General features: G+C 41.1%; 16 protein-coding genes. 12 read left to right on the forward strand and 4 right to left on the reverse strand.

Features of this window, described 5'->3' with window-relative positions; genetic code table 11:
- Nucleotides 1-422 precede the first annotated feature (422 nt).
- The 8 genes from HT711_RS09615 (at nt 423) to HT711_RS09650 (ending at nt 8,861) form a co-directional block, all read left to right on the forward strand.
- Complete coding sequence (locus HT711_RS09615) at nt 423-1,883, forward strand: aminotransferase class I/II-fold pyridoxal phosphate-dependent enzyme (protein ID WP_173250086.1); 1,461 nt, start codon at nt 423-425, stop codon at nt 1,881-1,883.
- The gene (gene speE / locus HT711_RS09620; RefSeq protein WP_000366729.1) at nt 1,884-2,744 is read left to right on the forward strand and encodes a polyamine aminopropyltransferase; all 861 of its coding nucleotides are present in this window, start codon (nt 1,884-1,886) and stop codon (nt 2,742-2,744) included.
- The gene (locus tag HT711_RS09625) at nt 2,741-4,000 is read left to right on the forward strand and encodes a saccharopine dehydrogenase family protein (RefSeq protein ID WP_173233879.1); all 1,260 of its coding nucleotides are present in this window, start codon (nt 2,741-2,743) and stop codon (nt 3,998-4,000) included. Before speE ends, HT711_RS09625 begins: the two co-directional genes overlap by 4 nt.
- A complete protein-coding gene (gene nspC, locus HT711_RS09630; protein WP_173233881.1) occupies nt 4,000-5,127 on the forward strand; it encodes a carboxynorspermidine decarboxylase in 1,128 nt (375 codons plus the stop codon). The genes HT711_RS09625 and nspC overlap by 1 nt, the downstream gene beginning before the upstream one ends.
- Nucleotides 5,124-6,209, forward strand: a complete 1,086-nt coding sequence (gene aguA / locus HT711_RS09635; protein ID WP_173233883.1) for an agmatine deiminase — start codon at nt 5,124-5,126, stop codon at nt 6,207-6,209. The genes nspC and aguA overlap by 4 nt, the downstream gene beginning before the upstream one ends.
- Before the next feature lie 9 nt (nt 6,210-6,218).
- Nucleotides 6,219-7,094 (forward strand): N-carbamoylputrescine amidase, encoded by an 876-nt coding sequence (aguB, locus tag HT711_RS09640; protein ID WP_173233885.1) that lies wholly within the window; start codon nt 6,219-6,221, stop codon nt 7,092-7,094.
- A 190-nt stretch (nt 7,095-7,284) separates the two neighbouring features.
- A complete protein-coding gene (locus tag HT711_RS09645; RefSeq protein WP_173233887.1) occupies nt 7,285-7,986 on the forward strand; it encodes a response regulator transcription factor in 702 nt (233 codons plus the stop codon).
- Entirely contained in the window at nt 7,983-8,861 is an 879-nt protein-coding gene (locus tag HT711_RS09650) for a HAMP domain-containing sensor histidine kinase (RefSeq protein ID WP_173233889.1), read from the forward strand. Before HT711_RS09645 ends, HT711_RS09650 begins: the two co-directional genes overlap by 4 nt.
- 40 nt (nt 8,862-8,901) lie before the next feature.
- Here HT711_RS09650 and HT711_RS09655 read toward each other — a convergent pair whose 3' ends face one another.
- The 3 genes from HT711_RS09655 to HT711_RS09665 all read right to left on the reverse strand — a co-directional run bounded on the left by HT711_RS09655 (nt 8,902) and on the right by HT711_RS09665 (nt 11,524).
- Nucleotides 8,902-9,654 carry an ABC transporter permease gene (locus HT711_RS09655; RefSeq protein WP_000581958.1) on the reverse strand — a complete coding sequence of 251 codons (753 nt, stop codon included), beginning with the start codon at nt 9,652-9,654 and terminating at the stop codon, nt 8,902-8,904.
- Between the two features lie 10 nt (nt 9,655-9,664).
- Nucleotides 9,665-10,573 carry an ABC transporter ATP-binding protein gene (locus HT711_RS09660; RefSeq protein ID WP_173233891.1) on the reverse strand — a complete coding sequence of 303 codons (909 nt, stop codon included), beginning with the start codon at nt 10,571-10,573 and terminating at the stop codon, nt 9,665-9,667.
- Nucleotides 10,574-10,714: 141 nt separating this feature from the next.
- Nucleotides 10,715-11,524 carry a Cof-type HAD-IIB family hydrolase gene (locus HT711_RS09665; RefSeq protein WP_173233893.1) on the reverse strand — a complete coding sequence of 270 codons (810 nt, stop codon included), beginning with the start codon at nt 11,522-11,524 and terminating at the stop codon, nt 10,715-10,717.
- A 218-nt stretch (nt 11,525-11,742) separates the two neighbouring features.
- On the opposite strand from HT711_RS09665, the gene HT711_RS09670 reads away from it, so the two are divergent.
- Entirely contained in the window at nt 11,743-12,414 is a 672-nt protein-coding gene (locus HT711_RS09670) for a CPBP family intramembrane glutamic endopeptidase (RefSeq protein WP_173233896.1), read from the forward strand.
- A gap of 52 nt (nt 12,415-12,466) precedes the next feature.
- On the opposite strand, the gene HT711_RS09675 is transcribed toward HT711_RS09670, so the two are convergent.
- Nucleotides 12,467-12,664 (reverse strand): AraC family transcriptional regulator, encoded by a 198-nt coding sequence (locus HT711_RS09675; protein ID WP_173233898.1) that lies wholly within the window; start codon nt 12,662-12,664, stop codon nt 12,467-12,469.
- On the opposite strand from HT711_RS09675, the gene HT711_RS09680 reads away from it, so the two are divergent.
- Genes HT711_RS09680 through HT711_RS09690 form a run of 3 tightly spaced genes read left to right on the forward strand, consistent with a single transcriptional unit; the run spans nt 12,657 to nt 14,900 of the window.
- Complete coding sequence (locus HT711_RS09680) at nt 12,657-13,565, forward strand: LysR family transcriptional regulator (protein ID WP_001025693.1); 909 nt, start codon at nt 12,657-12,659, stop codon at nt 13,563-13,565. The two genes, HT711_RS09675 and HT711_RS09680, sit on opposite strands and share 8 nt — an antisense overlap.
- A complete protein-coding gene (lspA, locus tag HT711_RS09685; RefSeq protein ID WP_173233900.1) occupies nt 13,562-14,023 on the forward strand; it encodes a signal peptidase II in 462 nt (153 codons plus the stop codon). Before HT711_RS09680 ends, lspA begins: the two co-directional genes overlap by 4 nt.
- Nucleotides 14,013-14,900, forward strand: a complete 888-nt coding sequence (locus tag HT711_RS09690) for an RluA family pseudouridine synthase (protein ID WP_173233903.1) — start codon at nt 14,013-14,015, stop codon at nt 14,898-14,900. The genes lspA and HT711_RS09690 overlap by 11 nt, the downstream gene beginning before the upstream one ends.

A 14,900-nucleotide genomic window follows, 5' to 3' on the forward strand; every position in this document is an offset into this window, starting at 1 on the left:
AGTTCTTAAAAACATGATATAGTAATGGAGCTTAGAAAATGAGATGATGTTTTCTAGCAAATATAAACCCGAGTAAAAAATGCCTACGGACAGGCAGGGTTGAATGCCGAAGCGTGGTTGAAAAACCACATTATTGATAGGGTTAAAAGCCTACTTTTATAAGTTGATGTTAGGACGTTTGTCCTAATTCATAAATTTTTAGTGTGGTGAAAGCACACGTCATCTTGTGAAACGATCAATAAAGTACGTAATATTTGCTACTAGAGAGTTAGGAAACATCGGGAACAGACATACTCAACAGAAACAAACATAAAAACGTCAGAAGATTGCAGAGCAGGTGAAAACCTGCTCTTTTTTCATGAGTCAACCTTTAGTCGCCTTTATCTTCTTGAGGCACTAAAAATACGGTAAAGGAGTAAGTCTTGAAGAAGTTAGATCAAAATCAAGCCCCAATTTATGAGGCCTTGGTGAAGTTACGCAAGAAACGGATTGTTCCCTTTGATGTTCCAGGTCACAAGCGTGGACGAGGAAATCCAGAACTTGTCGAACTCTTAGGAGAAAAATGTGTAGGCATTGATGTCAATTCGATGAAACCCTTGGATAATTTAGGCCATCCCATTTCGATTATTCGGGATGCAGAGGAGCTGGCAGCTGATGCTTTTGGAGCAGCCCATGCCTTTCTCATGATTGGGGGAACAACTTCATCGGTGCAGACTATGATTCTTTCTACCTGCAAGGCTGGAGATAAGATTATTTTGCCACGTAATGTCCATAAATCTGCTATCAATGCGCTGGTTCTATGTGGTGCTATTCCCATCTATATCGAGATGAGTGTGAACTCTAAGATTGGTATCGCTTTAGGTCTTGAAAACGACCGAGTAGCCCAGGCCATAAAGGACCATCCAGATGCCAAGGCCATTTTGATTAACAATCCTACTTACTACGGAATCTGTTCAGACCTAAGGGGATTGACAAAAATGGCTCATGAAGCTGGTATGATGGTTTTGGTAGATGAGGCCCACGGAGCGCACTTGCATTTTACTGATAAATTACCTCTATCTGCTATGGACGCAGGGGCTGATATGGCAGCAGTCTCCATGCATAAGTCTGGTGGGAGTTTGACCCAAAGTTCGCTTCTTTTAATCGGGGAGCAGATGAACCCTGAGTACGTTCGTCAGATCATCAACCTGACCCAGTCAACATCCGCCTCTTACTTGTTGATGGCTAGTTTGGATATTTCACGTCGCAACTTGGCCCTTCGTGGTAAAGAGTCGTTTGAGAAGGTCATTGAGTTATCAGAGTATGCTCGTCGTGAAATCAATGCCATCGGTGGCTACTATGCCTATTCAAAAGAGTTAATAGACGGAGTGTCGGTCTGTGATTTTGACGTGACCAAGCTGTCAGTTTACACTCAGGGTATTGGCTTAACAGGTATCGAGGTTTATGACCTCCTACGAGACGAATACGATATTCAAATTGAATTTGGTGATATTGGCAATATATTGGCCTATATTTCGATTGGTGACCGCATCCAAGACATCGAGCGCTTGGTCGGTGCTTTGGCTGATATCAAGAGACTCTATTCACGAGATGGGAAGGACTTGATAGCAGGAGAATATATCCAGCCCGAGTTGGTGTTATCTCCTCAGGAAGCCTTCTATTCAGAGAGAAGAAGTTTGACCTTGGATGAATCTGTTGGACAGGTCTGTGGGGAATTTGTCATGTGCTATCCTCCAGGTATTCCTATCTTGGCTCCTGGGGAACGCATTACACGTGAAATTGTAGACTATATCCAATTTGCCAAGGAACGTGGTTGCTCCCTCCAAGGGACGGAAGATCCAGAGGTCAATCACATCAACGTCATTAAGAGAAAGGAGATCTAGATGGATTTATGGTTTTCTGAAGTTCATACTCCAGATGTGAAATTGTCCCTGAGAACAGCCAAGCAACTCTACGCTGGTAAAAGTGAATGGCAGGATATTGAAGTCTTGGATACCCCAGCTTTTGGGAAAATACTGATTTTAAATGGGCATGTCTTGTTTTCAGATGCGGATGATTTTGTCTACAACGAAATGACGGTTCACGTCCCCATGGCTGTGCATCCCAATCCCAAGAAAGTTTTGGTAATAGGGGGTGGCGACGGTGGTGTTGCCCAAGTATTAACACTCTATCCTGAGCTGGAACAAATCGATATTGTAGAACCTGATGAAATGTTGGTAGAGGTTTGTCGTGAGTATTTTCCAGATTTTGCTTCAGGGCTAGATGATCCTCGTGTTACCATTTACTACCAAAATGGGCTACGCTTTTTGCGAAACTGTGAAGATGACTACGATATTATCATCAACGATGCGACAGATCCGTTTGGCCATACGGAAGGGCTCTTTACCAAGGAATTTTACGGTAACAGTTATAGAGCCTTGAAAGAAGACGGTATCATGATATACCAGCATGGGAGTCCCTTCTTTGACGAGGATGAGTCAGCTTGCCGAAGCATGCACCGCAAGGTCAATCAAGCCTTTCCAATCAGTCGGGTTTATCAGGCCCATATTCCAACTAGCCCAGCTGGCTATTGGTTGTTTGGATTTGCATCGAAAAAATACCACCCTGTCAAAGATTTTGACAAGGAAGGCTGGAAAAAACGCCAGCTTTTCACAGAATATTACACTGCAAACTTACACGTAGGAGCCTTTATGTTGCCCAAGTATGTTGAGGACATTTTAGAAGAAGAGGAAGGAAAAAAATGAGTCGTTTACTAGTTATTGGATGTGGGGGCGTTGCCCAAGTTGCTATTTCAAAGATTTGTCAAGATAGCGAAACCTTTACAGAAATTATGATTGCTAGCCGTACTAAGTCAAAATGTGATGACTTGAAAGCGAAGCTAGAAGGCAAAACAAGTACAAAGATTGAGACAGCTGCTCTTGATGCAGATAATGTCGAAGAAGTCATTGCCTTGATCGAAAGCTACAAACCAGAAGCTGTTTTGAACGTAGCTTTACCATATCAAGATTTAACCATTATGGACGCTTGTTTGGCGACAGGTGTTCACTATATCGATACAGCCAACTACGAAGCAGAAGATACAGAAGACCCTGAATGGCGTGCTATTTATGAGAAACGTTGTAAGGAACTTGGTTTTACAGCCTACTTTGACTACTCATGGCAATGGGCTTATCAGGAAAAATTTAAAGAAGCTGGCTTGACCGCTCTACTTGGTTCTGGTTTTGACCCAGGTGTGACCAGTGTTTTCTCAGCTTATGCCCTTAAACACTATTTTGATGAAATCCATTATATCGACATTTTAGACTGTAATGGTGGTGACCACGGTTATCCATTTGCGACAAACTTTAACCCAGAAATCAATCTCCGCGAGGTTTCTGCGCCAGGTTCTTACTGGGAAGATGGGGAATGGGTCGAAGTGGAAGCCATGTCTATCAAGCGTGAGTACGATTTCCCTCAAGTTGGACAAAAAGACATGTATCTCCTTCACCACGAAGAAATCGAATCATTGGCTAAGAACATTCCAAGTGTCAAACGTATTCGTTTCTTTATGACCTTTGGTCAATCTTACTTGACTCATATGAAATGTCTTGAAAATGTTGGTCTCCTTCGTACAGATGCTATTAACTTCAACGGACAAGAAATCGTACCAATCCAATTCTTAAAAGCCTTGCTACCTGATCCTGCTAGCCTTGGCCCACGCACAGTTGGTAAAACTAATATCGGATGTATCTTTACAGGTATTAAAGATGGCGTTGAAAAGACCATCTACATCTACAATGTTTGCGACCATCAAGAGTGCTATGCAGAAGTCGGGTCACAAGCTATTTCTTACACGACAGGCGTTCCAGCCATGATTGGGACAAAATTAGTTATGAATGGTACTTGGAAACAAGCTGGAGTTTACAACCTTGAAGAGTTGGATCCAGATCCATTCATGGAAGCTTTGAATGAGTATGGTTTGCCATGGGTTGTGGTTGAAAATCCACAAATGGTGGACTGATGAAGTTAGAACAAGTACCAACACCAGCTTACGTCATTGACTTGACAAAGTTAGAAGCTAACTGCCGCATTTTACAATATGTACAAGAAGAAGCTGGTTGCAAGATTTTGCTTGCCCAGAAGGCTTATTCCCTCTACAAAACCTATCCCTTGATTAGCCAGTATCTATCTGGTACGACAGCCAGTGGACTCTATGAAGCTAAGCTCGCTAGAGAAGAGTTTCCGGGGGAAGTCCATGTTTTTGCTCCGGCTTTTAAGGATGCAGACTTGGAGGAATTGCTGGAGATAACAGACCATATCGTCTTCAACTCGGAGAGACAGTTGCGTAAACATGGGGCCCGTTGTCGGGATGCTGGTGTAAGCGTGGGTTTGCGACTTAACCCTCAGTGTTCAACTCAAGGAGATCATGCGCTCTATGATCCTTGCGCCCCTGGATCCCGTTTCGGAGTTACTCTAGACAAGATTCCGAGTGATTTACTAGATTTGGTGGACGGACTTCATTTTCATACCCTTTGCGAGCAGGGAGCAGATGATTTACAAACAACTTTGAAAGCAGTAGAAGCGCAGTTTGGTCCTTACTTACATGAGGTCAAATGGCTCAATATGGGGGGCGGACACCACATCACAAGAGAAGGTTACGATGTGGATTTGCTGATTTCAGAAATCAAGCGTATCCGAGAAACTTACAATATTGAAATCTATATCGAGCCTGGTGAAGCTATTGCGCTCAATGCAGGTTATCTAGCAACTGAAGTATTGGATATTGTAGAAAACGGTATGGAAATCTTGGTTTTAGATGCCTCTGCGACCTGCCATATGCCTGACGTACTTGAGATGCCCTATCGTCCACCTTTGAGAAATGGCTTTGAGGCACAGGAAAAAGCCCATACCTACAGACTTTCTTCTAATACCTGTCTGACGGGCGATGTGATTGGTGATTATAGCTTTGAAAATCCAGTCCAAATCGGTGATAGACTTTATTTTGAAGATATGGCTATTTACTCATTTGTTAAAAATAATACCTTTAACGGTATTGGATTACCAAGTCTCTATCTCATGGACGATCAGGGTGACTGTAGCTTAGTCAAAGCCTTTGGCTATCAAGATTTTAAAGGGAGATTATCATGATGGACAGTCCCAAAAAATTAGGCTATCGTATGCCAGCAGAGTACGAACCACATCATGGTACCCTCATGATATGGCCGACTCGACCAGGTTCATGGCCCTTTCAAGGAAAAGCTGCTAAAGCAGCATTTAGCCAGATTATTAAGACCATAGCAGAAGGGGAAAGAGTCTATCTTTTGGTAGAGCAGGCCTATCTATCTGAAGCCCAATCTTATCTTGGAGATAGCGTTGTTTATTTAGACATTCCCACCAATGATGCCTGGGCGCGTGATACAGGTCCGACCATTCTCCTTAATGATAAAAGAGAAAAGTTGGCAGTAGACTGGTCTTTCAATGCTTGGGGTGGAGCTGTAGATGGTCTCTACCAAGACTATGAAGATGATGACCAAGTAGCTAGTCGTTTTGCTGAGGCCTTGGAAATGCCTGTTTACGATGCCAAACCTTTTGTACTGGAAGGCGGCGCAATCCATAGCGATGGTCAAGGAACCATTCTTGTGACTGAAAGTTGCCTTCTAAGCCCTGGACGCAATCCTCACCTGACTAAAGAGGAAATCGAGAGTACCTTATTAGAGAGCCTTGGTGCTGAAAAAGTTATCTGGCTTCCTTATGGTATTTATCAGGACGAAACCAATGAACACGTTGACAATGTTGCTGCCTTCGTTGGTCCTGCAGAGCTTGTCTTGGCTTGGACAGACGACAAAAGCGATCCTCAATATGCCATGTCATCAGCTGATTTAGCGCTTTTAGAAAAGGAAACAGATGCAAAAGGACGGAAGTTTATCATTCATAAATTGCCTATCCCTGCAGTTCGTCAAGTTGTGACAGAAGAGGATTTGCCAGGCTACATCTATGAAGAAGGAGAAGAAGAGCGATACGCAGGTGAAAGGCTTGCTGCTTCCTATGTCAATTTCTATATTGCTAACAAGGCAGTCTTGGTTCCCCAATTTCAAGATAAAAACGATCAAGTAGCCTTAGATATTCTCAGTGAGTGTTTCCCAGACCGTAAAGTTGTCGGAATTCCAGCCAGAGATATTCTCTTAGGTGGTGGCAATATCCACTGTATCACCCAACAAATCCCAGAATAGGAGAAAAAGATGAGAAATGTAAGAGTTGCAGCCATTCAGATGCAATGCGCCAAGGATGTGGCAACAAATATCCAAACAGCGGAGCGTTTAGTACGTCAGGCTGCAGAACAAGGCGCACAAATTATTCTTTTACCCGAGTTGTTTGAACGTCCCTATTTCTGTCAGGAACGCCAGTATGACTACTATCAGCATGCCCAGTCGGTGACAGAAAATACTGCCATTCAGCATTTTAAAACCATTGCAAAGGAGCTAAAGGTCGTTTTGCCAATCAGTTTCTATGAAAAAGATGGCAATGTCTTGTATAACTCTATTGCCGTCATTGATGCAGATGGGGAAGTGCTGGGCGTTTATCGAAAGACCCACATACCAGATGACCATTACTATCAAGAAAAATTCTATTTCACGCCTGGCAATACAGGTTTCAAGGTCTGGGATACTCGCTATGCTAAGATTGGGATCGGTATTTGTTGGGATCAATGGTTCCCTGAAACAGCCCGTTGTCTTGCATTGAATGGGGCTGAATTGCTCTTTTATCCTACAGCCATCGGTTCAGAGCCGATTTTGGATACAGATAGTTGTGGTCATTGGCAACGTACCATGCAAGGGCACGCAGCAGCTAATATTGTTCCAGTTATTGCAGCCAATCGCTATGGCTTGGAAGAGGTCACGCCTAGTGAGGAAAATGGCGGACAGAGTTCCAGTCTTGACTTCTACGGTTCATCCTTTATGACGGATGAAACAGGAGCTATTCTAGAACGAGCTGAAAGACAAGAAGAAGCTGTTCTGTTAGCAACTTATGACCTAGACAAGGGAGCAAGCGAACGCCTAAACTGGGGCTTGTTTCGAGATAGAAGACCTGAAATGTATCAACGGATTACGGACTAGTAGGGGAGAAATGAGAGATTCATTCTGCTAGACTAACTTCTTATTAGCAACTATAAGATACTAGGTCATCTAGCAAGTGGATTTTATATTTTAATCCTCTAAGGCTTTCTCGCGCTTTTATGCGAGGAGCTTTTCTGTTTAAGCTTTATCAATAAAACATGCTATAATAGTTGCAGAAAGGTTGGTATTTATGGCTAGGATATTGGTTATTGAAGACAATAGTGACATTCAAGAGATTTTACGAACACTTCTTACTGAGGAGCATGAGGTGATTCAAGCCTTTTCCGGTACAGAAGGAATCATGCGTTTTGACCAAGGTGGGATTGACCTCGTTTTGCTAGATATCATGCTTCCTGGGAAAAATGGGGATCAGGTTTTAAAAGCCATCAGAGAACAAAGTCAAATTCCAGTCATTATGCTAACGGCTTTGAGCGATAAGAAGTTAATCAGTCAATACCTCTTAGACGGTGCAAATGATTACATAGTCAAACCTTTTGATTTGGATGAAGTCTTTGCCAGAGTTACTGTTCAATTACGTCAAAGCATAGAAAAACAGCCTATGGAAATAGAAAAAACTGAAAATCTGCCACAAAACTTGAAAAATATCCAGTTTGATGCAGAAAGTTTTGAAATCAAAAATAGTCAGGAAACGATTCGCCTTGCCAAGAAAGAATGCTTGATTCTCCAAACTCTCCTCAAACACCCTAAGAAAATATTTACCAAGGAAGAACTTTATGAATTGGTCTGGGAGGATAGCTATCTACCTGGAGATAATACCCTCAATACGCATTTGAGTAATCTTCGTAAAAAATTAAACCAGCTTGACCCAAATCAAGAATATATTGAAACCATCTGGGGAGTTGGGGTAAGATTAAAAGGAGACAAGCAATGACTTACATGATAATCTTTATCCTACTGGTACTCTTAATTATTTTATCGATTGCATTGATTCGCTACCATCTAGCACTTAAAAACTTGAGTCAACAGATTGAAGACAAGATTCTCACGGGTAGTATGAAAAGAGTCGGAGTCAACATTTTTTCCAAACATTTTTTACAACTCTACCAGCAAATTGAAAATCTATTTCAAGAAGTGGAACAATCTCGGTTGGTTATGAAAAGGGAAAAACAGACTCTGGATATGGCCATCAGCAATATCGCTCATGATATTCGAACCCCTTTGACTATCGCTTCAGGTTACACCCAACAATTGATAAAGTCTCCTGAAAACCAAGCAGAAACCTTACAAAAAATAGCCCAGCATCTTGATTTAGTTTCCAAACGTTTGGAGGCTCTCCTAGAATACCGTCGTTTGATGGAAGGAGCTGTCAAACCGAAACTGCAAGAAGTGGATTTTTCAGCTTTTATCACCAAAAAAACTCTGGCTTATTATGATGTTTTTCAGGCGGCAAATATCACGCTTGATTTTAAGGTTGAAGATGATTTAAAAATGAGGACTGATGAAGACTTGCTGGATCGAATTTTACAAAATCTGCTTGGAAATGTCCTCAAACATGGCAAGGAAGAAGCACGTCTATCTTTGAGAAAGGAAAAGGAACAGCTTGTCTTAGAGATTGCAAACCTTGTCAAACAACCCATCAAAAAAATAGAAAATCTCAGCAACCGTTTTTATTCTGAAAATCTATCTGATACGGAAGAATCCTCTGGTTTAGGCCTTTATATCACTGAGGAATTATGTCATCTTCTCGGTGCAGAGATGAAACTAAGCACAGATGGACAGTGGTTGTCGGTTTTCATTTACTTTTAACGAAAAGAAACCTCCTCTGTAGGCTAGAGGAGGTCATTTTTTATAGACTTTTCTTTTTGAAAACTGCCAGTCCACTTAGATTAAAGATTACAATAACAGCTAAGCTAACTATAAGGGTATAGAAAATGGATTCACTATTAGCAGTCATAGCATAGAAAAACTGCAATGATAAATATGGCAAAATTTTGATACTTGGGAAGATGAGCATTGGCATAGAAAGTAAGATAGAGCTGACCAAATAGCCAATAAATACTGCAAGATAAGAATGACTAACATAGAGGATGAAGGAAACAATGGAAAGCCAAGCAAGGAGGCAAAGGAATTGAAGGGAAATGGTTATCAGTAGATTGCCAATAAAGCCATCAGGCATAGTGCCAAATCCATTTAAGATAGTTGCTGGAATAAAGGCAATCACAAGGCTGATGATAACTTGCAAGAGTGCAATACAAGTCAATACAAAGGCTTTTGCAAGGAAAAACTCGGTACGAGAAACACCCACTGTTAAATTATTTTTATAGAGTTTGCCGATTAAATCAACTCCAAGAACGAGGCAGGCTAGAACTATGCAGAGAAAAACGAGGTTTGAACCTTGACTAGATGCGTTAATCAGGGCTTGTACACCGTCCCAGCCATGGGTTGGAATTTCTGGCTCTTGTGTCTGGATTGCCATCAGATGGCCAGTAGCCCCAAAAATAGCCCCCATTAACATGAGTATAAAGAGAATGAATTCTGTAATCCAAAAACCTTTGGAACGGAAAAGACGGTAAAAGTCTGCTTGAATGGTATGTATCATGATTTTTCTCCTATTGGACCAATTGAGTGAAGTATTCTTCTAGGTTTTGACGGGCATAGTAAATCTCGTCAATGTCAACATCTGCCAAGGTTAATTCTTTGAGAATCTGTTTGACATCTTGTTCCTGACCAAAGATATGGATTTCATTTTCTGGATTAACAACCTTGAACTGGAGCTGGATTTGTTCTTTCAATACTTGACAAGCTTTCTCTTGATCAGCTGTCTTAAGGACAATATAATCCTCACTTAGTGTTTCAAATTCAGCTTTGCTGATTTCACGGATAACCTTGCCTTGATCTAAAATACCAAAGCGATTAGCTAGGAGATAGAGTTCTGACAAGATATGGCTAGAGATGAGAATGGTGATTCCTTTTTCTTGATTGAGGCGTTGAATCATGAGTCGAAATTCTTTGATACCGATTGGGTCGAGACCATTGATAGGTTCATCTAAAATCAGGAAGTCTGGTTTAGATAGGAGGGCAATGGCGATACCAAGTCTTTGTTTCATTCCTAGCGAGAAATCACGAAAGACTTTTTTACCTGTATCTGGCAAACCTACATAGTTCAGGGTTTCTCGAATGACTTGATCAGCATTTGGAATATGACGAATCATACAGTAATATTTCAGATTTTGATAAGCTGTTAAATGATTATGAGCTACAGGTGATTCGATCACTGAACCTACTCGAGATAGAGACTTGCTCCATTCATTTTCCGAATGGCTAGAGAAGAGGGAAATAGTTCCTTTATCCGCAAACAGTAGTTGCGTAATGATTTTTATCAAGGTGGTTTTCCCAGCTCCGTTTTTCCCAATAAGTCCATAGATATCTCCCTCTCTTATCGTTAGATGAAGATCCTGAAGGATAGCTTGTTTGTCAAAGTTTTTGGACAATCCATGAATGTCAAGTACTGTTTTCATGTTTCTCTCCTTTTGATTTATTTTGTTAATTTTAGTATAAAGCATAGAAATCAAAGAAAGCTCAAGCATTTCTAAAGAGTTTCTAAAGTTTTAGGAATTCTTAAATATCAAAACCCAGTTGATATGAACTGGGCTTCTTTACTATAAAATATATTTCTCAATGGCACGCGCAACACCGTCTTCTTCGTTGCTTACTGTAACAGCATCCGCAAGAGATTTGACATGGTCACTAGCATTTCCCATAGCAATACCGAGGCCGGCAAACTGGAGCATTTCAATGTCGTTATTGGCATCGCCCATGGCCATAATCTCTGAGGAATCAATCTTCAAAATATCTGCTAGTCGAGAAAGAGCAGTAGCCTTTGTCGTACCAAGTGGCATAGCTTCATAAATGACAGGCTGCGAACGAACTCCACTAAATCGTTGGCAGAGTTCCTCAGCAAAACGTTGCTCAAAATCGTCTGTTTGGCTCTCTGTTCCTAAAAACATACCTTGGAACATACGAAACTTGCCACTAGTCGCTTCCTCAAGAGAAATTTCAGTCAGGTCTGAAAAGACTAGTTTGGCATCATTTTGAATGATTTCATTAGGTTTGCCACCGAGGACAAAATAATGTTCCTCATCAAAAAGAGTCAACTGAACATCACTTTTTTCAGCTAGGTCATAGAGGTATTCGATGTCTGCTGGACTAAGTTCTTGCCAGTCAACTAGCCCCCAGTCACTTGTCTGGTGAGTTGAACAACCGTTGTTAACAATCACATACTCATTCTGGAGGTCAAGCCCCAGTTTTTGATAGTAGGGGAGGACACCGAAAAGCGGGCGACCCGTACAGAGAACCAGTTTGACACCTTTTTCAATAGCTTGGTGAATAGCAGTAATATGAGCTTGTGGGATTTCCTTGGCTTCATTGAGGAGGGTTCCGTCCATATCCAAGGCTAGTAGTTTAATCATAGGTCTTCCTTCTTTATCTTTTGGTATTATTATAGCATATTTTGGAGAAGAAATTGATAGGAAGCTTTGGGCTAATTGATTTTACAGTTTAAGATATTTTGATAACAATTCATGATTTGAAGAGGATATTCCACCAATATATGCTATACTAAACTTGTTATATAGTTAAGTAAACCATTCTATTCAATAATCTAGTCAAGGAAAGCAGAGAATTTAATATGAAAAAACGAGCTATTCAGATTTTACTAGCATTATCCTTAATTTTTTACAAATCAACTTGGTTTTGGGGGCTTTTCAATCACCTCGCAAAGCCTTATCTACCAGCAAGTCGTGAATTTTTTCAGATTCTGCTTTGGATGGAGAGTGGAGGTCTTTTATTAGCGGTCATCTATCTACTAGTTTTTGCAGGAAAGAAGACTTTTCATTTCAAGTGGCAGTTGAGGTACTTTATCTACCTTTTACTGGGCTACATCATTTCGTATATGTCGGACTTCTTCTTGTCTTATTTCATACCCTCGTCCTCGAATCAAATTTCTTTGAATGAAACGATAGAAATGATGGGGCGACAGGAATTACCCTATTTCTTGCTCATCGTTTGCTTCATCGGCCCTATTGCTGAGGAATTGATTTATCGCGGTGTGCTTATGACAACCTTTTTCAAAAACTCACCTTGGTACGGAGATGTCTTGCTTTCTGCTATTATTTTCGGTTATATTCATACCAATTTTTCTTTAACTCCTCTTGCTTTTTTCATTTATGCTAGTGGAGGTCTCATTTTAGCTCTATTGTATCGCATGACAAAAAGTCTCTACTATCCAATACTAGTTCATATTTTCATCAATATCGCTGCCTTCTGGAATGTATGGTTACTCCTATTTTCAGGAAGTTAGCTTACTAAAACAATGTCGGAACTTTCCGGCATTTTCTTTTTTTCACAAATAGTCATCGTTTTTCTTTCCGATACTGGAGTGGTGTGTATCCAGTTATTTTTTTGAATTGATTTTGAAAATAAGATTGGCTTGAGAAAGGCAGATAGTGAAGATAGTTAAGGAGAATAGGATGTGCTTTTTTCCTTTTTGGAAAACTTCTAAAATATGGTATAATGAAAAGATAAAGAAGTTGGGGGTAGAAGATGAACATTCAACAATTACGCTATGTTGTGGCCATCGCGAATAGCGGTACTTTCCGTGAAGCTGCTGAAAAGATGTATGTTAGTCAGCCTAGTCTGTCCATTTCTGTTCGTGATTTGGAAAAAGAGTTGGGCTTTAAGATTTTTCGTCGGACCAGCTCAGGGACTTTCTTGACCCGTCGCGGTATGGAATTTTACGAAAAAGCGCAAGAATTGGTCAAGGGATTTGATATTTTTCAAAATCAGTATGCCAACCCTGAGGAAGAAAAAGATGAATTTTCCATTGCTAGTCAGCACTATGACTTCTTGCCACCAACCATTACGGCCTTTTCAGAGCGCTATCCTGATTATAAGAACTTCCGTATTTTTGAATCGACTACTGTTCAAATCTTAGATGAAGTAGCGCAAGGGCATAGTGAGATTGGGATTATCTACCTCAACAATCAAAATAAAAAGGGGATTATGCAACGGGTTGAAAAGCTGGGTCTTGAGGTCATTGAATTGATTCCCTTCCATACCCATATTTATCTCCGAGAGGGGCATCCTTTAGCCCAGAAAGAGGAATTGGTCATGGAGGATTTAGCAGATCTACCAACGGTTCGTTTCACTCAAGAGAAAGATGAGTACCTTTATTATTCGGAGAACTTTGTTGATACCAGTGCGAGTTCACAGATGTTTAATGTGACAGACCGTGCTACCTTGAATGGTATTTTGGAGCGGACGGACGCTTATGCGACAGGTTCTGGATTTTTGGATAGTGACAGTGTGAATGGTATTACAGTTATTCGTCTCAAGGATAATTTGGATAATCGCATGGTCTATGTTAAACGTGAGGAAGTGGAGCTGAGTCAGGCTGGAACTCTTTTCGTAGAAGTCATGCAAGAATATTTTGATCAGAAGAGGAAATCATGAAAAAAAGAGGAATAGTGGCAGTCATTGTACTGCTTTTGATTGGGCTGGATCAGTTGGTTAAATCCTATATCGTCCAACAGATTCCACTGGGTGAAGTGCATTCTTGGATTCCCAATTTCGTTAGCTTGACCTACCTGCAAAATCGAGGGGCAGCCTTTTCGATGTTACAAGATCAGCAGTTGTTATTTGCTATCATTACTCTGGTCGTCGTGGTAGGTGCCATTTGGTATCTACATAAACACATGGAGGACTCACTCTGGATGGTCTTGGGTTTGACCTTGATTATTGCAGGTGGTCTTGGAAACTTTATTGACAGAGTCAGTCAGGGCTTTGTTGTGGATATGTTCCACCTTGACTTTATCAATTTTGCAATTTTCAATGTGGCAGATAGCTATCTGACGGTTGGAGTGATTATTTTATTGATTGCAATGCTAAAAGAGGAAATAAATGGAAATTAAAATTGAAACTGGTGGCCTGCGTCTAGATAAGGCTTTGTCGGATTTGACAGAATTATCACGCAGTCTCGCGAATGAACAAATCAAATCAGGTCAGGTCTTGGTCAATGGTCAAGTCAAGAAAGCTAAATACACTGTCCAAGAGGGCGATGTCGTCACTTACCATGTGCCAGAACCAGAGGTCTTAGAGTATGTGGCTGAGGATCTTCCGCTAGAAATCATCTACCAAGATGAGGATGTGGCCATCGTTAACAAACCTCAGGGGATGGTTGTGCATCCGAGTGCTGGTCATACTAGTGGAACTCTGGTAAATGCCCTTATGTATCATATTAAGGACTTGTCTGGTATCAATGGGGTTTTGCGTCCGGGAATCGTTCACCGTATTGATAAGGATACGTCAGGTCTTCTCATGATTGCTAAAAACGATGAGGCGCATCTAGCACTTGCCCAAGAACTCAAGGATAAAAAGTCTCTCCGCAAATATTGGGCGATTGTTCATGGAAATCTACCCAATGATCGTGGTGTCATTGAAGCACCGATTGGCCGTAGTGAAAAAGACCGTAAGAAACAGGCTGTGACGGCTAAAGGGAAGCCTGCAGTGACCCGTTTCCACGTCTTGGAACGCTTTGGAGATTATAGCTTAGTGGAGTTACAACTGGAGACAGGGCGTACCCATCAAATCCGTGTTCACATGGCTTATATTGGCCATCCAGTCGCTGGTGATGAAGTCTATGGTCCTCGTAAGACTTTAAAAGGACATGGCCAATTTCTCCATGCCAAGACGCTAGGATTTACTCATCCGAGAACAGGTGAGACCTTGGAATTTACAGCAGATATCCCAGAGATATTTAAGGAAACTTTAGAGAGATTGAGGAAGTAA

Source organism: Streptococcus sp. 1032, assembly GCF_013277015.1.
In the GTDB taxonomy this organism is placed as follows: Bacteria; Bacillota; Bacilli; order Lactobacillales; family Streptococcaceae; genus Streptococcus.